This window comes from Empedobacter sp. 225-1 (assembly GCF_030328185.1).
Taxonomy (GTDB): Bacteria; Bacteroidota; Bacteroidia; order Flavobacteriales; family Weeksellaceae; genus Empedobacter; species Empedobacter stercoris.
On sequence record NZ_JACALO010000006.1, the window covers coordinates 18,638 to 39,500 of the forward strand.

Sequence of the window (20,863 nt, forward strand, 5' to 3'; positions counted from 1 at the left end):
ACTATTCAATACAAATAGCTTGAAGATTTCTTCAAGCTATTTGTATTTTAATCCCATCTATTCCAACGAATATAATTAGGTTTTGAGAAGTCAAAATCCATCATTTGATAATCTCTATTATCTAATAAATTAGTTTTGATTAAGTTATTACCTTGTCCTGGAATTGACGGATAATACGACAATGAAAATCGAATATTGTTAAATACAAAATAATCATTTGTCAACATTACACCTATACTAAAACGCGAATAAATCGGGTTATTATTCAAAATAAATTTTTTGCTATCCCCTATCGCTGCAAACATAGCATTGAAATAAGGTGAAATACGAAATCCTAAAAATTCGTATGGTAAATACGATTGTAATTGATATTCTATCATCAATTTTTGTTGCCCCGTTAAATCTCTATCCGATTTAAAACCAGCCATTCCAAGATAATCATGTTCATGAAGAGAGAGTTGATCTGCGGGTGAATCCATCCGATTATGTCCCAATAAATAATTCGCCTTTACGAAGTTCCTGAATTTCCAATCTCCCCAATTGATTAACCTTGCCATATATTGCATTTCCACTGACAAGGTTTTTTGTTCAAATTTTCCTTTGTTAAAAAAGCCTCCAAATTCAACACCAAAACCCCAGAATCCGGTATTCAAGAAACCTCCCGCAGAAGCTTTCCCTCCTAAATAATAACGAGTTGTTTGGCGAATATTCTGAATTCCGCCTATTATTCCTAAAGTTTTACCAATTGCAATATCTTCTTCGATATCATAATTAAAAATATATTTTGTTTTGATGTATCGTTTAGATGAAATTCCTAAACCTACTAAATAATTGGTTTGATCAGAAAAAAAATGAACCGGATCATTTTCTTCTGTAGGCATTTCCGTATAATTACGATCATAAAATCGACCAGAAACAATAAGGTTAGTGATATTTTCGGAATAACCATCATCTATTCGAAAAGCCCTCGCTAACCAATAATCTTGAAAATTATACTTAAATGGATTGTTTTCTAAAACTGGTTTATCAAAATCTAACGAATCTTTAAAATAAATTTGTCCCACAGAAACTCCTCCTGCATAATGCGCCAAAGGAGAATAAAAAGGACGTACAAAACTCACCGATTTGGAATAATGATCATCTTCATTCTTAAAATAACGTACATTACCAATAATTCGAGTTTGTGCAATATTAGGCACTGTATAATTGAATTGATAAAGCGAATTTCCTGTTTTATAATTGTGACGATAACGATTATCAAATACATGTCCTACCCCCAGAAAATTTCGTTCACGAACTCTTAATCCTGCTTTTGAACTTGAAACGGAACCTGTAATAAACATACTCCACGAATCTATCGAATTAACATATAAATCAACCGAATCTGTTCCAACAGCTTCTTCTTTGATTTCGACACGACGAATAGAACGATTTGCACGAATTAGACGTTCTGACTCTGTTACTTTTAATGAATCATAACGTTCGCCTGGTTTAACTAACATGTTTTGGCGCAACACAAAGTGTTTTGTTTTCCCGTGTAATGTATTTCCAGCTCTTTCTATCCATTTTGTAGGTACTCTAGTCGTATCTTGTAAAGAGTAACCAAAAGGATCTTGTGTCTTGTAATATATGTTTCGAATTACCTTCCCTTGATACTTTTCGTTCTCAGCAGCATTATTGTATTGAATAGGAAATCTTGTTGGTTTTTTCTTGAACAATAATGTTTCGTAAAGTTTTCTGAATTTAGAATGAGATTTATTTTCTATCCTAACGGTATCAATTTTAATACTGTCATCTTGTGCATTCACAACTATGGATAAACTAAAAAATAGAAATCCAAAAAATGTTAATGATATATTTTTTTTATTAAACACACTTCAAGTTATAAAAGTCTAACCGCTTTTACAAATCTTGTTTTCCAATAATTTTCATCAAGGGAAGAGATAATAACACCTTTTGAAGTCGAAGAATGTACAAAATAGATTGCTCCATCGTTATTAATACGCTCTACGATACCCACATGAGAAATAGAATTTCCCGAAGTATTAAAGAAAATCAGATCACCTATTTTAACATTTTTAATGTTAATTTCTTTTCCATACTCAGCTTGATCACTCGAACGACGCGGTAATTCTAATTTCATTTCCTTAAAACTTACATAAACTAATCCCGAACAATCGAAACCAGATCGAGTAATTCCTCCATATTTATAAGGTGTACCTAAATAGGACTTGGCTGTTTTTAGAATTTTATTAATGTCACGAGGAGCGCTATCATCTGCATTTACAGAACGAAAAACTTCTGAAGTTTCTGATTTTTTAGTTGAAGAATATACTTTTTTAGCTCCTGTTTTTTTGTAAGAAGTTACTTTGCTACTTCCACAAGATGTTAAAAACAAACTTATCATTAGGATTGTTGTAAGGTATATATACTTCTTCATTTCTATATTCTTTTCTATTTTACTTCAACAACTTTTCAACGAATAAATGTACTAAATATTATTTTGCATCACCTCTGTTAACAATTGTTTGGCTCTTAATAATCTAACTTTAACATTTGGTAAGGTTAAATTAAGTTCCTCCGCAATCTCTTTATAGGTTTTATCTTCGATGTATCTCAATTCGATAATTTTCTGATACGGTTCTCTCAGCTTTGCAATGGCCTTTATTAGCGTATCATTATCTTGTTTCAGTATCAGATGTTCTTCAGGAGATGGATGATCTTCTAAAATCTCGAGTAGATTCGTTTCATCATCAATTGAAATATTAAGTTTAGGAGATTTTCTAATATGATCAATCATCGTATTATGAGCAATAGAAATCACCCAAGTCGTAAAGTCAAAATCTTCGTTATATAATTTCAATTTACTGAAAACCTTAGTAAACGTTTCTATCGCGATGTCTTCTGCTTCTTCCTCGTTTCTAATCTTATTATAAACATAATAATAAACTTTGTTCCACAAAACCTCAATCACAGCATTCTGAGCGTTTCGTTTTCCTTTTTTAGCTTCTAAAATTATGTTTTCTAAAGTCATTTATAAATCAATTATTATAAATATAGTAAATTTTATCCATAAAAAAAGCTTCAATACGTATATTGAAGCTTAAATCAGTAGACCCACAGGGATTCGAACCCCAACTAGCGGCACCAAAAACCGATGTGCTACCGTTACACCATGGGTCTGTCCATGATTATTATATATAATTGAAAAAATTGTAGACCCACAGGGATTCGAACCCCAACTAGCGGCACCAAAAACCGATGTGCTACCGTTACACCATGGGTCTGCTACATTTTATTTCAATTTTCGCAACTTTTATTAGATAAAAAAATCTCAACAATTTTTTTATTGAGATTTAAGACATTTAGTAGACCCACAGGGATTCGAACCCCAACTAGCGGCACCAAAAACCGATGTGCTACCGTTACACCATGGGTCTATGTCTTAATTGCTGTGCAAATATAGAAAGGTTTTTTAATTCTCCAAAACTAATTTTACATGTTTTTAGCTAAAACAGACGATTGTTTTGATAATCCATTGAAAATGAATTTTAAAAAAATGTTATTTTTTTTTCTTTTTTGAAAAATATTGAAAACATTCATTTTTTAGATTCTATTTTCGAATAAATAAGTACTTAAAATTGCTTTCTTTTACATTTTTTCTTCAACAAATTCAATCGAGTTTTCTCCTAACCAATCAATTCTAACCAACGATTCAACACGAATTCCTTGATCTATTAATCGATTTCGTCCTTCTTGAAAAGATTTTTCGATGATAAATCCCATTCCCAAAAGATTTGCTCCAGATTGTTTGATTAAATCTTTTACACCTAATGCTGCATTTCCATTTGCTAAAAAATCATCGATAAAAATTACATTATCGTCTTCATTTAAATATTGATTACTTACACATACATCGTACGTTCTGTCTTTTGTAAAAGAGTAAACTTGCGTAGAATAAAAATCTTGCATTGTTTTTGGTTTGGATTTTTTCACAAAAACAACAGGTAATTCTAGTGCTAAACCAACCAATATAGAAGGTGCAATTCCACTTGCTTCGATGGTAATAATCTTGTTAATTTTAAGATCAGAGAAACGTTGAACAAATTCTGAAGCGATAGCTTTCATCAAAATAGGATCCATTTGATGATTGATAAAACTATCTACTTTTAAAATTCCACCTTCGAAACTTTTTCCATCCTTCAGAATTCTTTCTTTTAAAAGTTCCATTTTAATATTAGTTTTTATAGTGTACAAAAAAGTCAGCACTATGGCTGACTTTATATAATAATTCGTTTATTCCCACTCAATAGTTGCTGGTGGTTTTGAACTGATATCGTAGGCTACACGGTTAATTCCTTTCACCTCGTTGATGATTCTATTCGAAACGATTTCTAAGAATTCGTAAGGTAATTTTGACCATGTTGCTGTCATAAAATCGATTGTATTAGCTGAACGAACAACTGCTGTATATTCGTACGTACGCTCATCTCCCATTACACCAACCGATTTCACAGGCAATAATACAACGAAAGCTTGAGAAACTTCGTCGTATAAATTATGTGCATAAAGCTCATCAATAAAAATTTGATCAGCTTCTTGTAAAATACGTACTTTCTCTTCATCTACTTCACCTAAAACACGGATACCTAAACCTGGTCCTGGGAAAGGATGACGGTAAACTAATTCGCGAGGAATACCTAATTCTACTCCAACTTTACGCACCTCATCTTTAAATAATTCGCGTAATGGTTCTAATAATTGAAGTTTCATATCTTCTGGTAAACCACCTACATTGTGGTGTGATTTAATCGTTGCAGAAGGACCTTTTACAGATTGTGATTCGATTACATCAGGATAGATAGTTCCTTGCGCTAAGAAAGAAGCATCATCAAATTTCTTCGATTCTTCATCAAAAACGGCAATAAAATCGTGTCCAATCGATTTACGTTTGGCTTCTGGTTCTTCAATTCCTTTCAAGTTAGATAAAAAGCGATCCGCAGCATCTACCATTTTGATGTTCATGTTGAAGTGTTTTCCATAATTTTCCATTACTTTTTTCCCTTCATCCTTACGTAATAAACCTGTATCAACAAAAATACAAGTTAATTGATCACCAATTGCACGATGAATTAAAACCGCAGCTACAGAAGAATCTACTCCTCCCGAAAGACCTAAAATCACTTTTTTATCACCAACTACTTCTTTTATACGAGCAATTTCTGTTTCGATAAAATCTTTTAAAACCCAATTCTTTTCAGCCTGACAAATATTGAAAACAAAGTTTTCTAACATTGTTGAACCATATTCTGAATGTGTAACTTCTGGGTGAAATTGTACCGCAAAGATCTGACGTTCTTCATTAGCAATTGCTGCTATATCGATGTTTGATTTTCCTGAAACTGTAAATCCAATTGGCGCATTTATGACTTCGTCAAAGTGGCTCATCCAAACTGTAGATTGTTCTGGAACTCCTGTAAATAAGCTGTTTTGAGCTAAAACAGTTAATTCAGACTTTCCATATTCTCCTTTTTCTCCTTTTTTAACTTCACCTCCTAATAAGTGAGAAATCAATTGCATTCCATAGCAAATTCCTAATACAGGAACGCCTAATTCGAATAATTCTTTTTCTACCAAAGCAGCTTCATCTCCAAAAACTGAAGAAGGACCTCCTGATAAAATAATTCCTTTTGGATTGTGTTTTTTGATTTCTTCGATTGAAGTGTTGTAGGGAATAATTTCTGTGTAAACTCCAAATTCTCGAATTCGGCGCGCGATTAATTGATTGTATTGCGAGCCAAAATCTAAAATAATAATTCCTTGCGTCATTGTGTTTGTCTTTGTGCAAAATTAAGCGAATTTCGGTTGAATCCCAATTTTATTCGCTTCATTTTTTCTGCTTTTCGATAGATTTTGAAAGTTTAATTTTAACTTAATATGATCCTAACTTTAAAATCAATTTATCGAAATATTTTTGTTGAGAGAAATAATTCATCATGAAAAAAATTATATTTACTGCCTTAACAACCTTTATGTTCGCAAATATGGCAAATGCGCAAAAAATAATCGCTCATCGTGGTTATTGGGATACTGAAAACAATGCAAAAAATTCAATTCAATCTTTAAAATCTGCACAAGAAATTAATGTTTACGGTTCTGAATTTGACGTGTTGATTAGTGCTGATGATGTTTTGATGGTAAATCACGATGATCATTACCAAGGCTATACAATTGAGACGACAAACTCTACTGTTTTAAAAACGTTGAAATTGGCTAACAACGAAAATATGCCAACTTTGGAAGAATATATTGAACAAGGAAAAAAGAATAAAAATGTTAAATTAATTTTCGAATTAAAACCTCATTCATCCAAAGAAAATGAAAATCGTGCTGTAAAAAAAGCAGTTGAATTGATCAAAAAACATCAAATTGAAGACCAAATTGAAATCATTTCTTTTAGTCAAAATATTTGTGATGAATTTAAACGTTTAGCGCCTGAACATCATGTTTCTTACCTAAATGGTGATTTATCTCCTAAAGAAATAAAAGAAAAAGGTTGGAATGGAATTGATTACAATTACAAGGTTTTTCAGAAAAATCCGAATTGGGTAAAAGAAGCACAAGCATTGGGATTATTGGTGAATGTTTGGACAGTTAACCAACCCAAAGTCATGCAAGAAATGATTGATTTGAAAGTAGATTATATCACTACTGACAAACCGTTGATTTTAAAAGAGCTTTTGACGAAATAATTTAAATTCTTTAAAATCACTAAGAATTAGAAAAAATTTCTGCTGTTAAAATTTATTGGAAACAAAAAAGAGAAGTTAATTAACTTCTCTTTTTTATTATTCTCCTAAAACTTTTTCTAAATCAGCACTTCCTTGTATATTTCGCATCTGACGCTCGATATGACTGGCGCGTCTACTGATAAAAGACGAAGGCGGATTGACATTATATTTTCGTGGCAATGGTAAAGCTGCTGCAATACGAGCTGCTTCGTTCTTCGTTAAATCTTTCGCAGGTTTATTAAAATAATATTCTGATGCAGCTTCAACTCCAAAAACACCAATTCCCATTTCAGAAGTATTCAAATACATTTCTAAAATACGCTGTTTACCCCAAATTTTTTCAATCATAAATGTAAAATACACTTCCAATCCTTTTCTCAACCAAGAACGACCTTGCCACAAGAAAACATTCTTTGCAACTTGTTGAGAAATCGTAGAACCTCCACGAAGTTTTTTTCCTTCTTTGTTTTTTTCGATTGCTTTTTGTATTCCGTCCATATCAAATCCATTGTGAACAGGAAATTTTTGATCTTCAGAACCAATTACTGCTAATTTAATATTACGTCCCATTTCGTTGTACGAAATATAATCGCGCTTAAATTTTCCTTGTTCTATTCCTTGTTGAACTTGTGTGATGGTAAAAGGAGGGTTAATCCATTTTAAAACAACGATGTAAACAAGATGTATTACAAAAAGATAAAGTATAACTTTACGTATAAATTTGAACATGTTTTTACCTTAAATTACAAAAGCAAAGTTATAGGATTTATTGAATTTTGGAAAAATTTTTCTATCGAATTCGTCTGTCATCTTTTTTAACTTTACTCACTTTGTAAATCGATTTATTAATGAGAATAATGCTATCTTCATTAAAGAAATTAAAGCTTTACTAAAACTGATAAAATAACAAAAGGCAAACGTTTGTTTGCCTTTTACTTTATTGTAATTTTGTAGTGTAACAACACATCTGGAACACTACCTTAGTCCACTATTGGGTAAAGTTATTTAATGATTAAATTGTTGTTTGTGTGTGGATTGTGTGATAACAACACTTCTGGAACATTACCCACTTTTACTTTATAAACTTTTTTAATAATAATACTATAATTATTAAGACAGCTATCCCAATGTAAAAAGCTTTTATTCTATCATAATTAGACTCTTTATGGTTAGCATTTATTATTTCGCTGAATTTTTTATTATTTCCTGTTAACTTATATATAAAAAAGAGAATTACTGCACCAATATATATAGTTATGATTTGTTTAAAAATTATTTCTAAAAATTTCATTATTTTTTCTTCTGGTTATTTTCTTCTGGTTTAAATGATGAAATTATACTGATATAATCTCCTGAAGTTCTATCTTTTATAAAGTTAACACCTTTATTATATCCTCTATTTAATAAACCTCTTGTTTGAGCAGAAGCTCTGCTTATAGCAGTACCCTTAAACATAGATGAAAATTGAGCAGCATTTAGCGTTTTTAATTCAGGGGCAAGTTTCGCTTCTCCTGCTAAAGGCATTACTGTAGTAGAGAATGAAACTGCTACATTTCCACTATTATATTCTGTAGAACCGTCTAAATTTGTGTATGCTCTTTGTCCTGTAAGAGGATTAGAGACATTCTCACCGATTATATCTAAATCAAAATCTAAAACTTGGGAAGTGAGATAAATATCATTAGCCATTCCATAGCCTAATTTAGCAAGAAAATTATCTGATTTAGATAAATTTCCCCAAAAGCCTTTATCATCATTTCCTTGTTCAATAGTCTGATTATTAGCTTGATTAACCGCTGTAAAAGATTCTCCGTTGGAAGTAAAAGAACCATTGTCTCCTAATGTAATTTTATTTCCAGTATCTGTTGCTGTATATGAATATCCAGTTGAATGATATGTAGAATCAGAACCATATCTTTCTGTTGCAGAATCTTGATTTGTTACCCTACTGTCATAAACCATTGAACCATTTGATAATCTAATCCAATCATCAGGTGCCATTCCATCAGGGTCGATGAAGAAGATAGGATTGTTGAATGAGTAGTTGTAAGGCGAATGTCGACGCATTTTCTCCGCGAGCGGGTCTATGTTGAACCAACGTCCAATAGCAGGGTCGTAGTTTCGTGCCCCGTAATCATACAAATTAATATTAAAATCGTCTTGTAACTCTTTACCATTGTATTTGTACTTATAACAATTCATCATCATAAATATAAAAAAATACTAAATACAAAAAAAGCTCAATCGAAATTGAGCTTTAAAAATATTTTTTTGAGTTTGATTAATTCACCTTGCTCATTGTACGAACTCTAATTTCTTGTAAAACTTCTTCTACAGACATGCCAACATATGCACCTTCTTCTACAATTGGGTATAATTGGTCATAAGACATAATACGTGTATTGTCGATACGTAAATTAACATGAGAACGGTTAAAATCTCTGTGCGATTTAACACCTGTTGCAGAAATTAATTCAGATAAAATATGCATTGTTTTCTTGTGGAAATTATACATACGCGTTGCTTTATCTTCTACATCTAATCCCTTCATCAATTCACGATCTTGTGTTGCCACACCAACAGGACAAGTATTTGTGTTACATTGTAACGCTTGAATACAACCTACAGCCATCATCATGGCACGAGCAGAATAAACCAAATCAGCACCAATCGCCATAGCGCGTGCAATATGGAAAGAAGAAATTATTTTTCCTGAAGCGACCACACGAATATCTTTTTTAAGACCATAACCACGTAATGTATCAACCGCAAAAGCTAAACCATCTAATAATGGCATACCCAAAGAGTTAGAAAACTCTACAGGCGCAGCTCCTGTTCCTCCTTCTCCACCATCAATTGCGATATAATCTGGCTTAATACCTGTTTTGATCATTGCTTCACAAATTTCAATAAATTCACGTTTGATCCCAATACATAATTTGAAACCAACTGGTTTTCCTCCAGATAAATCTCTTAATTGTTTGATGAAATGTAACATCCCTTCAGCATCAGAGAAAGCCGAGTGAGATGGAGGTGAATCTACAGTTGTATAAGGTTCTACAGCACGAATTGCTGCAATTTCTGGTGTATTTTTATTTGCTGGTAAAATTCCTCCGTGCCCTGGTTTAGCACCTTGAGAAATTTTCAATTCAATCATTTTTACATTTGGTAAACTTGCGCGCTCTACATATTTATCAGGGTCAAATCCTCCGTCTTTTGCACGACATCCAAAATATCCTGTACCAATTTGCCAAATTAAATCTCCACCTGGTTGTAAGTGATAAGGAGAAATTCCTCCTTCACCTGTATTGTGAGCAAAGTTTCCTAATTTTGCACCTTTGTTCATTGCCAACACAGCATTTTCACTTAATGATCCGAAAGACATGGCAGAAATGTTCAATAAACTTGCTAAATAAGGCTGCTTACATTCACTTCCTCCAACTTTAACACGTGGATCATCTGCATGTTTAATTTTACCTGCATACATCGAATGGTTTAACCATTCATATCCTGGTTCGTAAACATCTAATTGCGTTCCGAAAGGCACCGTATCAATTACATTTTTTGCACGACGATAAACCATACTACGCATCAAACGGTCGATCGGTTTTCCTTCTGTATCCGTTTCTACAAAATATTGCATGATTTCTGGACGAATACTTTCCAATAAATAACGGCCATGTCCTACAATAGGAAAGTTTCTTCTAATAGCATGTTTTGTTTGCGTAATATCAGCAATTCCTAAAGCAATTAAAGGAAGAATAATTATTAAAGACCAAAGAATTCCTGGCCAAAAATAAGAGATTACTCCAATTGCAACAAGAGTAATGATAGATCCTACTACGAAAAGTTGTCTTACTTTCATAAGTAAAAATTTAAATGATTTTGATTAAAAATTTGCTGTCAAATATATCTAAAAAAACTCGGTTTTATCGCTTAAATTCTGAAATAATTTGTTTTAAAATATTGATTTCAAACGTTAGAGAAAATTGCTTATTTCAAATAAGCTAACAATTATCGAATGTCGTGAAATAAAATGAAATATTATTCAATTTTTATTAAAAGATATTCAATCTTTCTATGAAAAGTTAAACGAATTATTCTTTGTATACTCGTGTTAAATCTAATAATTTGATTGGTCCCATTGAAAAATTCTTCACTTTTTTATTCAAAAACAACGTTGTCTGATCATAGAATAATGGTAGAATTGGCGCATTTTGCATCATCAATGCATCCATTTTTTGATATTTTTTTGCACGTTCCTCTGGATTATTGATTAAAAAAGCTTCTTCATACAATTTGTCGAATTCTACATTTTTGTAATGTGAATAATTTGGTCCTTCTGGTGCGAAATTTTTCGAATAATATAAGGACAAAAAGTTTTCGGCATCTGGATAATCTGCACCCCAATTTGCTCTAAAAAGTGTAAATTTCCCTGTCGATTTTCCATCGCGCATAGTAGGTCCAGGTACTACATTTACTTTTATTGGTAAACCTAGTTTAGCCATTTCTGCAGCAATATATTCACAAACATCTACGTATTCTTGCACAGTTGTCAACTCTATAGGCTCTATCTTGCCTGTTGTTTTTTTATAACCATTGATTAATTTACGCGCTTTTTCAGGATTATATGCATAACCGCTTTCAGCAGAATATCCAGGTAAACCTTTTGGTATGAAACCTCCATCAGCTTCAAAGGCTTGACCTTTCATCATGTATTTGATGATTTTATCTTTGTTCACTCCATAATTTAAGGCTTGACGCAATTTCAAATCAACTGCATTTGGTGCATCCAGATAAAAACACAAATAAACTGTACTTAAATAAGGAACTTTTTGAATTGTTAATAGATGCGCATATTTTGGATTCAAATCACCTATTGGATTCAGAATTTCATCTTTATAAGACGGGTCCAAATCTGCCATCATATCTAAATTACCTTTGATTAATTCTAAAAATTCAGAATTTTTCTCTGGTAAAAAAGATAAATTAACCGCTTCTAAATATGGTAAACGTTGCCCTTTTTCATCAAATTCAAAATAAATTGGATTTTTTCTAAATACCATTTTCACGTTATCTTCCCAAATTTTAAACTGAAAAGGACCTGTTCCGATAGGATGTTTGATGAAATCTTCGTTTCCATTTCTAAACATTTCTTTTGGAACAACAGAAGCATACTTCATCGATATTAAACCAAGAAAAGCAGGATACGCTTCTTTCAATTTAATCTCGAAAACTGTATCATTAATTGCTTTATACGAATCAATATTATTCATTATCCAACCACCAGAACCTCCAACTTTAGGATCTTTTAATCGATTAAAACTATATTCGAAGTCTGAGGCTGTCACAATTCTTGTAGAATCTTTACCAAACACTTCGTGCTTGTGGAAGTAAACATCGTTACGTAAATGAAAAACATAAGATTTACCATCTTCAGAAATCGACCAAGATTTCGCAATATCTGGTTGAATTTCCAATTGGTTATCAATCTTTACCAAACTATTGTATATCAAGTTACATGCCCAGTTATTGGCTTGTGTGCGTGCATTAATCGGATCTAAAGAAGAAATATTATCGTAACGATTAAGCTTAAATACTTTGTTTTCATCGATTTCTATTTTCTTGGAACACGAAAATACTGAAACGAATAACATAATGTAGATAAAGTATTTAGTCATCATAAAAAGGTGATTTTTTTATGTTTCAAAACTATGGATAATTTCTTAAATTTGCAGCTATGAATAATCAAACTAAAACAGTTGCATTTCATACATTGGGATGTAAGCTTAATTTTTCTGAAACTTCGACGATCGCGAGAAACTTGAAAGATAATGGTTATCAGAAAGTTGAGTTTACAGATTCTGCGAATGTGTACGTAATAAACACATGTTCGGTAACCGCAAATGCAGACAAAGAGTGCAGAACGATTGTGAAAAATGCAATGAAAGCAAATCCAGAAGGTTTTGTTGTCATTGTAGGTTGTTATGCGCAATTGAAACCGCAAGAAATTGCGGAAATGGAAGGTGTTGATTTGGTTTTAGGAGCTGCAGAAAAATTCAATATTGCTGAATATTTAGACGATATCAATAAAAAAGAAGAAACGATTGTACATTCTTGTGAAATTGAAGAGGCCGATTTTTACGTTGGTTCATACTCAATTGGTGACCGTACACGTGCATTCTTGAAAGTACAAGATGGTTGCGATTATAAATGTACCTATTGTACGATTCCTTTGGCACGTGGAATTTCACGTTCAGATACTGTAGAAAATGTGATCAAAAATGCGAATGAAATTGCACAAAAAGGAATCAAAGAAATTGTATTGACTGGTGTAAATATTGGTGATTATGGGAAAGGTGAATTCGGAAATAAAAAACACGAACATACTTTCTTAGAATTGGTGCAAGAATTGGATCAAGTTGAAGCAATCGAACGCATTAGAATTTCATCTATTGAACCAAATTTATTGAAAAATGAAACAATTGATTTTGTATCTAAAAGCAATCGATTTGTTCCACATTTTCATATCCCATTGCAATCAGGTAATGATGAAATTTTGAAAAAAATGAAACGTCGTTATTTATCAAATCTTTATTTAGATCGTGTAACGAAGATTCGAGAAGTAATGCCAAATGCTTGTATTGGCGTAGATGTGATTGTTGGTTTTCCTGGTGAAACTGAAGAATTATTTATGGATACCTATAATTTCTTGAACGAATTACCTATTAGCTATTTACATGTATTTACTTATTCTGAAAGAGATAATACAGAAGCTATCGAATATGATGGTGTTGTAGATCAAGGAGAGCGTAAACGTCGCAATAAAATGTTGCGTATACTATCGGAGAAAAAACGCCAAGCTTTTTACCAATCTCAATTAGGATCAACTCAAAAAGTGCTTTGGGAACATGACAACAAAGATGGAAAAATGTTCGGATTTACAGAAAATTATGTAAAAGTTCAGACGGATTTTAATCTTGAATTAGTCAATCAAACACAACTTGTAGATTTAGTAAGAATCAATCACAATGGTATTGTTGAAGTAAAAATTAACGAGTTAGAATTAGCCTAATAAATTTTGTAAATATTAGTTAAAAAGAAGTTCAATTGTTTTGAGCTTCTTTTTTTTAATTTAACTTTACATTTAGGAATAATAATTGTAGTTTTAATTAAAAATTAAGGTCATGAAAATTATACATTTTACTTTTATAATTTTGTTGTCTTTATTTGTAACGAGCTGTGGTACAGTTCAGGTAAGTACAGATTATGATAGATCAGCAAATTTCGCAACGTATAAAACTTATTCTTTCCATCAAAAAGGCTTGGATAAGCTGAAGGTGAACGATTTAGATAAAAACAGATTAATTGCCGCAATTGATGCACAAATGGCAGCAAAAGGTTTTACAAAAGTAAATACTGATGCCGATTTGGTAGTTAATTTATTAACAAGTTCAAAAGAACAAATTTCTGTAAACAATAACAATTGGGGGTATGGTCCTTACGGATACTACGCCGGTTATTATGGAAATAGCGTTTCATCTTATCAAGCAGGCACAATTGTTCTTGACATTGTAGATGACAAACGAAATGTATTGGTATGGCAAGGTGTAGGATCTGATCTGAACTTGAGTAATATTAGTGCAAAAGCGGAAAGAATACCGAAAGCTATTGAAGAAATTTTAGCTAAATTTCCACCACAACCAAAACAATAATTTTAAACTATTTTATCATATTAGCTCTTCCAAAGAAGAGCTTTTTTGTGGAATGAAAATTGTATTAAAAAAAACTTTAATTTTGTTAAAAAATATACAATAACTTATGAAAAATTTAAAAACCAATCTATTAAGCTTAATCTTATTAAGTTTATCTACTTTGTCTTTTGCTCAAATGGAATATGGAGTAAAAGGTGGTGTAGGACTTAGTAATACAACTATTGTTCATGGAGTTTCTAAAGAGAGAGTTGGATTTTTAGCTGGAGGTGTAGCGAAATATCAATTAACAACACGAAATGAAAACCACTATTTACAAGCCGAAGTTTTATATACTACTCAAGGAGAATATTCATTATATAAAGAAGGGGGCGATAAATATAAAGCGTTCTTGAACTATATCAATATTCCAATTATGTATAAATATTATTTTGATGATCAAGGAAAAGATTTCTTTGTTGAAGGAGGACCACAATTAGGTTTCAAAGTATCAGAAAAATTTGATGAAAATGAGCCAGAAAGAACAAATAATGTTCCTAAATCGTTTGATTTAGCTTTTAATATTGGGGGTGGTTATTCTATTGATAGAAAATATGAAATCAATTTACGCTATCAATATGGATTAATTGACACCTATGACTATACTCGTTGGGACAATGGAACGAATCGTTCTTCTTTCTTAACATTAGGACTTACTTATTTTTTTAAATAAAATTTAAAAAGTCGCTCATATTCAACTATTGAGCGACTTTTTTTTGTGTTAATCTGAATGAATTACTTTTTGATAAACTTAATTGATTCGTTAGTAGAATCTGTATTAATTTTAATCATATAAACTCCTTTATTTAAGAAATTTAAATCAATTTTATTAGTTGTAACTTTAGTTGATTTCCAAACTTGTTGACCTACTAAATTATAAATTTCTATTGTATTAATTTTCTCTTTTGAGTTTATTGTCATTTCATCAATGACAGGATTTGGCGAAATCGTTGTGATATTTTTCTCTATAACGTTTTCTGTTACAGTTAAATTATCTTTCAATTTTATGACAAAACCTTTCAAATCCATTTCATCCCAATTAATTCCAATTCCTCCTATATATTGTCCATTAGGAGAAATTCCTGTTGGTAATACAAAAGTGAAGCTTTTGTCATCAAATCCAGCTTCTTTTACATAGTCTTCAATTTTAACCATACCTTTATCTTTAAACCAGATAAAACCTTCTCCGTCCGTATTTGTTGCATACCATAATCTTGAATATCCAACAGCAACATTACCATCATCTGAAACCGCAATTATAGATGATACATATTCTGGATCTGGATGTTCTACCATTGTATAAACACCTGTTGTAACATTATAGATATATCCTTCTGGATCATTAAATCCAACAATTATATTACCATCAGCAGAAACAGACAATGCTTCCCCTACTTCATTTCCTTGTAAATCTTTTATATGAGTTTGTACTCCATTTTTCCAATACACACCTTTACGAAAACCATTTTCATCATCTTGCCAACCAACAACCATTGTTCCGTCGTTGTTAACAGAATTAGCTCTTGCGCTTTTACCTGAGAAAGTTGACGGCAATTGTTTTATTCCATCTTTTCTATTCCAAACAATAGGTAATGCTTGTGAAGCTGTTAAAAATTTTAATCCAACTAAAGTTTCACCATTACTTGACATACCCCATGCAGAAGTATCCTTCCCTCCTATAAATTCCCATTTATTGTTAGAAATATTATAAAGCGCCAATTCATCATTTCCTGTATCAGGATTTGTCATAGTTCCCGACACCAAAGTCCCATCAGCAGAAATAGTTGTATTACCTGAAATATAATCATCACTTCCAGATAATTCTCCAATTACAGAAGGACCATCTTCTTTTGTCCATTTAAAATGTAAAACACCAGCAGCATTCCCAACAGCTACACCATTATTTGAGATATCAGTAACTTGAGCCCATGTCCCTACATCATAAACCTGTGCGTTCGAATTTAAAAGCATTAATAAAGTAAATGCTGATAAGTAAATTTTCTTCATAATTATTAAAGTGTTAATTCAATACTTTAAAATTAAACTATTTTATCAACAGATGGATAGAAGGAAAATCAAATAGATTTATTTTCCTAAAAATTAAAGAATAATTTAGTGATTATCAATTAATTATTTAAAAAATTTACTCTGTTTAAAAAGAAGAAATTCTTGAAATTCATTTATTAAAAAACAGAATACAATAATATTAATTAGAAAATATCATAAACCAAAAAAGCCATTCTTACGAATGGCTTTCAATTTATGGATTGTTAGAATGTTCTTGTATTACAATTCTAAAGCTCTTTTAGCATCACCTCCCATTAATACATTTAATGGATCTTCTACCGCTTCTTTAACTGCAACTAAGAATCCAACAGATTCGCGTCCGTCAATAATACGGTGGTCATAAGACAAAGCAACATACATCATTGGAGCAATAACAATTTGTCCGTTTTTAACAACTGGACGCTCAACAATATTGTGCATTCCTAAGATACCAGATTGAGGTGGGTTGATGATTGGAGTAGACATCATTGATCCAAATACACCACCATTTGTGATTGTAAATGTACCTCCTGTCATTTCATCAACTGAAATTTTTCCGTCACGTACTTTGATTGCTAAATCTTTGATAGATTGCTCAACACCACGGAAAGTTAAGTTTTCTGCATTACGAACTACTGGTACCATCAAACCTTTTGGTCCTGATACTGCAACAGAAACGTCTGCAAAATCAAATTTAACTTGGTAGTCACCGTCGATCATAGAGTTTACATCTGGGTACATCTCTAATGCGCGAGTAACTGCTTTTGTAAAGAATGACATAAATCCTAAACCAACACCATGTTTCGCTTTGAATTCGTCTTTATATTGATTACGTAAAGCAAAAATTGCTGACATATCAACTTCGTTGAATGTTGTTAACATTGCAGTTTCATTTTTAACAGAAACTAAACGTTGTGCAATTTTACGACGTAATGATGATAATTTTTTCTCTGATTGAGCACGTGTTCCTTGAGTAGAAGTTCCCATTGCTGGAGTAAAACGAACTGCGTCATCTTGAGTGATACGACCGTCACGTCCTGATCCTTTTACTTGAGAAGCGTCAATACCTTTCTCATCTAAAACTTTTTTAGCAGCTGGAGATGGAGTTCCAGTAGCATATGTTGTAGCTGGAGCAGCAGGTGCTGGTGTTGCAACTGGAGCTGGAGCAGCTTTCACTTCTTCTTTTACTTCAGCTTTAGGAGCTTCAGCGCTTCCTCCTGCTGGTTTAGCAGCTGATGTATCAATAAGACAAACAACTTGTCCTACTTCTACAACATCACCTTCTTCAGCTTTCAAAGTGATAATTCCACTTTCTTCTGCTGGTAATTCTAATGTTGCTTTATCTGAATCAACCTCTGCAATTGCTTGGTCTTTTTCTACGTAATCACCGTCTTTTACTAACCACGTAGCGATTTCTACTTCTGTTATTGATTCCCCTGGTGATGGGACTTTCATTTCTAACATATCTATTAGCTTTATTTTTTAATTGAATACTTTATTAATTACCTCTTCGTAAATTGCAGCCCAACGTTTGCTTGAACCTGGTGCTGTTGCTGCACTTTCTGCTGGTGAAACTACGTCGAATGGATATTTTCTTAATTTACGTAAGATATACATCCAAGCTCCCATGTTTTCTGGCTCTTCTTGTGCCCAAACCAATCTAGCATCACCAAATTTAGAGATGATAGTATCTACTTTTTCTTCGTTTAATGGATATAATTGTTCTAAACGAATAATTGCAGTTTCTTTATCTCCTAATTCTTGGCGTTTTTTGTCTAAGTCATAGTAGATTTTACCTGAACAGAAAACTACTTTTTTCACTTTCTTAGCATCTACTGTTACATCTTCGATGATTTCTTGGAAACCTCCATTTGTGAAATCTGCTAATGATGATACAGCTGACGGATGACGTAATAAAAATTTTGGAGACATGACAACCAATGGTTTACGGTAATCAGTAACGACTTGTCTTCTTAATGCATGGAAGAAGTTCGCTGGAGTTGTGATGTTTGCAACAAACATATTGTTACCAGCACACATTTGTAAGAAACGCTCTAAACGTGCTGAAGAGTGCTCTGCTCCTTGTCCTTCATATCCATGAGGCAATAACATCACTAAACCGTTTTGTAATTTCCATTTATCTTCAGCTGCAGAAATGTATTGATCGATTACAATTTGTGCTCCATTCACGAAATCTCCAAACTGAGCTTCCCAAATTGTTAATGCTTTTGGATTAGCCATTGCATATCCATAATCAAAACCTAAAACTGCATACTCAGATAATAATGAATTATAGATTCTTAATTGACCTTGCTCATCATTAATATGGTTTAATAAAATAATTTCTTCTTCTGTGTCTTCAGTTTTTACAACCGCATGACGGTGAGAGAATGTTCCACGCTCTACATCTTCTCCAGAAACACGTACATTACGTCCGTCTGTTAAGATAGAACCGAAAGCTAAAGCTTCTCCTAATCCCCAGTCAATTTTATCTTCCTCAATCATTTTTCCTCGTCCTTCAATCAAACGAGAAACTTTTTTGATTAATTTTTTACCTTCTGGAACTGTAGAAACAGCTTTTGCAATTTCTCTTAATTTCGCTTCGTCATAAGCGGTATTTGCTTGTTCAAAAACTTTCGCATCATCAGCAATTTCAAAACCTTCCCACTCTTCCGGCATAAAAGGGAAGATATGGTTACGTTCGATTTCTTTAGAAGCTTCGAAGTTTTTTTCTAATAACGCTTTAAATTCAGCTTCTTTTTGTTTTACAATTTCTTCTCCAATTACACCCTCTTTTAATAATTGTTCCTTGTAAATTTCACGAGGATTTGGGTGTTTAGAGATTACATTATATAATTTTGGTTGAGTGAATTTTGGTTCATCACCTTCGTTATGTCCATATTTACGGTATCCTAATAAATCGATGAATACATCAGAACCGAATTGTGCACGATAATCTGCTGCAAAACGGAAAGCATGAACTACCGCCTCTACATCATCAGAATTTACATGCATTACAGGAGATAATGTTACTTTCGCAACATCTGTACAATAAGTAGATGTACGGGCATCTAAATAATTTGTTGTAAATCCGATTTGGTTATTTACAACAACGTGTACTGTACCACCTGTTTTATATCCGTCTAATCCTGCCATTTGAACAACTTCGTAAACGATTCCTTGTCCAGCTACAGCAGCATCACCATGAATTAAGATTGGAATAATTTTAGAATAATCATCTTTATAATCTTCCTCAGCTTTTGCACGTGTAACCCCCTCAACAACTGCATCTACAGTCTCTAAGTGAGATGGATTTGGTGCTAAATTGATTTTGATTTCTTTTCCATTCAATGCTTTGATTTGATTAGATGATCCCATGTGATATTTAACATCACCAGCCATCAAATCTGTATCAAACGCTTTTCCTTCGAATTCTGAAAAGATTTGAGAATATGATTTTCCAAAAATGTTAGCCAAAACATTCAAACGTCCACGGTGAGCCATCCCTACGATAACCTCTTGTACACCGTGATCTGCAGAACGATTAATCAATGTATCCAAAGCAGGAATCAATGATTCATTTCCTTCTACTGAGAAACGCTTTTGTCCAACATATTTAGTGTGCATAAAGTTCTCAAAAGCAGTAGCTTCATTCAACTTTTCTAATACACGCTCTTTCTCCTCTTTCGATAATTTTGGTTGATTCAAGTTTTGGTTTAACCAATTCTGAATCCAATTAATTCTTTGAGGTTCTCTAACATACATATACTCGATTCCGATAGATTCGCAGTACATGTTTTCTAAGTGTCCAATGATTTCACGTAAAGTGATTGGCCCACCGATTCCCAAAATTTCACCAGCGTTGAATGTTAACCCTAAATCAGCATCAGTCAAACCGAAGTTTTTGATATCTAATGAAGGTTCAAAAGTTCTACGCGCTCTAACAGGGTTAGTTTTTGTAAACAAATGTCCACGAGTACGATAAGCATCAATTAAGTTGATCACTTTAAACTCCTTTTGTACATTGTCTGGAACTTGAGAAACAACGGCAGGATTCACCCTTGCTTGCGTTGTCTGATTACCTTTGTTAGGTGCTGGTGCAAATAATGGCTCTCCATCATATGTTGCATTTGCAAAGTCATACCCTTGGAAAAAAGCTTTCCAACTTGGTTCAATACTATCCGGATATTGGACGTATTGATCATATAAGTCGCCTATAAACTCTAAATGAGCGGCATTTAAAAACGAAAAACGATCCATAAATTTTACTCTCTA

General features: G+C 32.5%; 17 protein-coding genes and 3 tRNA genes. 4 read left to right on the forward strand and 16 right to left on the reverse strand.

Annotation, left to right across the window (positions count from 1 at the left end):
• Window positions 1-47: 47 nt before the first annotated feature.
• The 8 genes from HX088_RS03005 to guaA all read right to left on the reverse strand — a co-directional run bounded on the left by HX088_RS03005 (window position 48) and on the right by guaA (window position 5,829).
• Window positions 48-1,808, reverse strand: a complete 1,761-nt coding sequence (locus HX088_RS03005; protein WP_284583966.1) for an outer membrane protein assembly factor — start codon at window positions 1,806-1,808, stop codon at window positions 48-50.
• A gap of 74 nt (window positions 1,809-1,882) precedes the next feature.
• On the reverse strand, window positions 1,883-2,440 hold the full coding sequence (locus HX088_RS03010; RefSeq protein WP_260543859.1) for a C40 family peptidase: 558 nt from the start codon (window positions 2,438-2,440) through the stop codon (window positions 1,883-1,885).
• Window positions 2,441-2,491: 51 nt separating this feature from the next.
• The gene (locus HX088_RS03015; protein ID WP_286483320.1) at window positions 2,492-3,034 is read right to left on the reverse strand and encodes an RNA polymerase sigma factor; all 543 of its coding nucleotides are present in this window, start codon (window positions 3,032-3,034) and stop codon (window positions 2,492-2,494) included.
• Window positions 3,035-3,112: 78 nt separating this feature from the next.
• Window positions 3,113-3,183 (reverse strand) — tRNA-Gln (locus HX088_RS03020).
• A gap of 33 nt (window positions 3,184-3,216) precedes the next feature.
• Window positions 3,217-3,287, reverse strand: a tRNA-Gln gene (locus HX088_RS03025).
• A gap of 82 nt (window positions 3,288-3,369) precedes the next feature.
• Window positions 3,370-3,440 (reverse strand) — tRNA-Gln (locus HX088_RS03030).
• Window positions 3,441-3,651: 211 nt separating this feature from the next.
• A complete protein-coding gene (gene xpt / locus HX088_RS03035; protein ID WP_260543950.1) occupies window positions 3,652-4,230 on the reverse strand; it encodes a xanthine phosphoribosyltransferase in 579 nt (192 codons plus the stop codon).
• A 66-nt stretch (window positions 4,231-4,296) separates the two neighbouring features.
• A complete protein-coding gene (gene guaA / locus HX088_RS03040; protein WP_188319790.1) occupies window positions 4,297-5,829 on the reverse strand; it encodes a glutamine-hydrolyzing GMP synthase in 1,533 nt (510 codons plus the stop codon).
• Window positions 5,830-5,996: 167 nt separating this feature from the next.
• Between guaA and HX088_RS03045 the strand changes: the two genes are divergently transcribed.
• Entirely contained in the window at window positions 5,997-6,752 is a 756-nt protein-coding gene (locus HX088_RS03045; protein ID WP_171622661.1) for a glycerophosphodiester phosphodiesterase family protein, read from the forward strand.
• A gap of 96 nt (window positions 6,753-6,848) precedes the next feature.
• Here the strand turns inward: HX088_RS03045 and mtgA are convergent, their stop codons facing one another.
• The 5 genes from mtgA to HX088_RS03070 all read right to left on the reverse strand — a co-directional run bounded on the left by mtgA (window position 6,849) and on the right by HX088_RS03070 (window position 12,475).
• Window positions 6,849-7,520: a monofunctional biosynthetic peptidoglycan transglycosylase gene (gene mtgA, locus HX088_RS03050; RefSeq protein ID WP_188319788.1), complete on the reverse strand. Its 672-nt coding sequence runs from the start codon at window positions 7,518-7,520 to the stop codon at window positions 6,849-6,851.
• A 343-nt stretch (window positions 7,521-7,863) separates the two neighbouring features.
• Window positions 7,864-8,082 (reverse strand): hypothetical protein, encoded by a 219-nt coding sequence (locus tag HX088_RS03055; protein WP_171622659.1) that lies wholly within the window; start codon window positions 8,080-8,082, stop codon window positions 7,864-7,866.
• On the reverse strand, window positions 8,082-8,993 hold the full coding sequence (locus HX088_RS03060; protein ID WP_286483322.1) for an RHS repeat protein: 912 nt from the start codon (window positions 8,991-8,993) through the stop codon (window positions 8,082-8,084). The genes HX088_RS03055 and HX088_RS03060 overlap by 1 nt, the downstream gene beginning before the upstream one ends.
• Window positions 8,994-9,072: 79 nt before the next feature.
• Window positions 9,073-10,656: an FMN-binding glutamate synthase family protein gene (locus HX088_RS03065; RefSeq protein WP_171622656.1), complete on the reverse strand. Its 1,584-nt coding sequence runs from the start codon at window positions 10,654-10,656 to the stop codon at window positions 9,073-9,075.
• Window positions 10,657-10,888: 232 nt separating this feature from the next.
• The gene (locus HX088_RS03070; RefSeq protein WP_260393810.1) at window positions 10,889-12,475 is read right to left on the reverse strand and encodes an ABC transporter substrate-binding protein; all 1,587 of its coding nucleotides are present in this window, start codon (window positions 12,473-12,475) and stop codon (window positions 10,889-10,891) included.
• Window positions 12,476-12,531: 56 nt separating this feature from the next.
• Between HX088_RS03070 and mtaB the strand changes: the two genes are divergently transcribed.
• From mtaB to HX088_RS03085, 3 genes are all read left to right on the forward strand, one after another.
• Entirely contained in the window at window positions 12,532-13,866 is a 1,335-nt protein-coding gene (gene mtaB, locus HX088_RS03075; RefSeq protein ID WP_225539335.1) for a tRNA (N(6)-L-threonylcarbamoyladenosine(37)-C(2))-methylthiotransferase MtaB, read from the forward strand.
• A gap of 112 nt (window positions 13,867-13,978) precedes the next feature.
• On the forward strand, window positions 13,979-14,506 hold the full coding sequence (locus tag HX088_RS03080) for a DUF4136 domain-containing protein (protein ID WP_171622654.1): 528 nt from the start codon (window positions 13,979-13,981) through the stop codon (window positions 14,504-14,506).
• A gap of 106 nt (window positions 14,507-14,612) precedes the next feature.
• Entirely contained in the window at window positions 14,613-15,215 is a 603-nt protein-coding gene (locus HX088_RS03085; RefSeq protein WP_286483330.1) for a porin family protein, read from the forward strand.
• 62 nt (window positions 15,216-15,277) lie between these two features.
• Here HX088_RS03085 and HX088_RS03090 read toward each other — a convergent pair whose 3' ends face one another.
• The 3 genes from HX088_RS03090 to HX088_RS03100 form a co-directional block, all read right to left on the reverse strand.
• Entirely contained in the window at window positions 15,278-16,549 is a 1,272-nt protein-coding gene (locus HX088_RS03090; RefSeq protein WP_260543965.1) for a T9SS type A sorting domain-containing protein, read from the reverse strand.
• Between the two features lie 279 nt (window positions 16,550-16,828).
• Window positions 16,829-18,052 (reverse strand): 2-oxoglutarate dehydrogenase complex dihydrolipoyllysine-residue succinyltransferase, encoded by a 1,224-nt coding sequence (odhB, locus tag HX088_RS03095; protein WP_188319783.1) that lies wholly within the window; start codon window positions 18,050-18,052, stop codon window positions 16,829-16,831.
• Between the two features lie 18 nt (window positions 18,053-18,070).
• Window positions 18,071-20,848, reverse strand: a complete 2,778-nt coding sequence (locus tag HX088_RS03100) for a 2-oxoglutarate dehydrogenase E1 component (RefSeq protein WP_286483335.1) — start codon at window positions 20,846-20,848, stop codon at window positions 18,071-18,073.
• Between the last annotated feature and the right edge of the window lie 15 nt (window positions 20,849-20,863).

Coding starts and splice junctions, on each gene's coding strand:
- HX088_RS03010 (WP_260543859.1), bottom strand. CDS start 2,440: ATGAAGAAGTATATATACCTTACAACAATCCTAATGATAAGTTTGTTT.
- HX088_RS03015 (WP_286483320.1), bottom strand. CDS start 3,034: ATGACTTTAGAAAACATAATTTTAGAAGCTAAAAAAGGAAAACGAAAC.
- xpt (WP_260543950.1), bottom strand. CDS start 4,230: ATGGAACTTTTAAAAGAAAGAATTCTGAAGGATGGAAAAAGTTTCGAA.
- guaA (WP_188319790.1), bottom strand. CDS start 5,829: ATGACGCAAGGAATTATTATTTTAGATTTTGGCTCGCAATACAATCAA.
- HX088_RS03045 (WP_171622661.1), top strand. CDS start 5,997: ATGAAAAAAATTATATTTACTGCCTTAACAACCTTTATGTTCGCAAAT.
- mtgA (WP_188319788.1), bottom strand. CDS start 7,520: ATGTTCAAATTTATACGTAAAGTTATACTTTATCTTTTTGTAATACAT.
- HX088_RS03055 (WP_171622659.1), bottom strand. CDS start 8,082: ATGAAATTTTTAGAAATAATTTTTAAACAAATCATAACTATATATATT.
- HX088_RS03060 (WP_286483322.1), bottom strand. CDS start 8,993: ATGAATTGTTATAAGTACAAATACAATGGTAAAGAGTTACAAGACGAT.
- HX088_RS03065 (WP_171622656.1), bottom strand. CDS start 10,656: ATGAAAGTAAGACAACTTTTCGTAGTAGGATCTATCATTACTCTTGTT.
- HX088_RS03070 (WP_260393810.1), bottom strand. CDS start 12,475: ATGATGACTAAATACTTTATCTACATTATGTTATTCGTTTCAGTATTT.
- mtaB (WP_225539335.1), top strand. CDS start 12,532: ATGAATAATCAAACTAAAACAGTTGCATTTCATACATTGGGATGTAAG.
- HX088_RS03080 (WP_171622654.1), top strand. CDS start 13,979: ATGAAAATTATACATTTTACTTTTATAATTTTGTTGTCTTTATTTGTA.
- HX088_RS03085 (WP_286483330.1), top strand. CDS start 14,613: ATGAAAAATTTAAAAACCAATCTATTAAGCTTAATCTTATTAAGTTTA.
- HX088_RS03090 (WP_260543965.1), bottom strand. CDS start 16,549: ATGAAGAAAATTTACTTATCAGCATTTACTTTATTAATGCTTTTAAAT.
- odhB (WP_188319783.1), bottom strand. CDS start 18,052: ATGTTAGAAATGAAAGTCCCATCACCAGGGGAATCAATAACAGAAGTA.
- HX088_RS03100 (WP_286483335.1), bottom strand. CDS start 20,848: ATGGATCGTTTTTCGTTTTTAAATGCCGCTCATTTAGAGTTTATAGGC.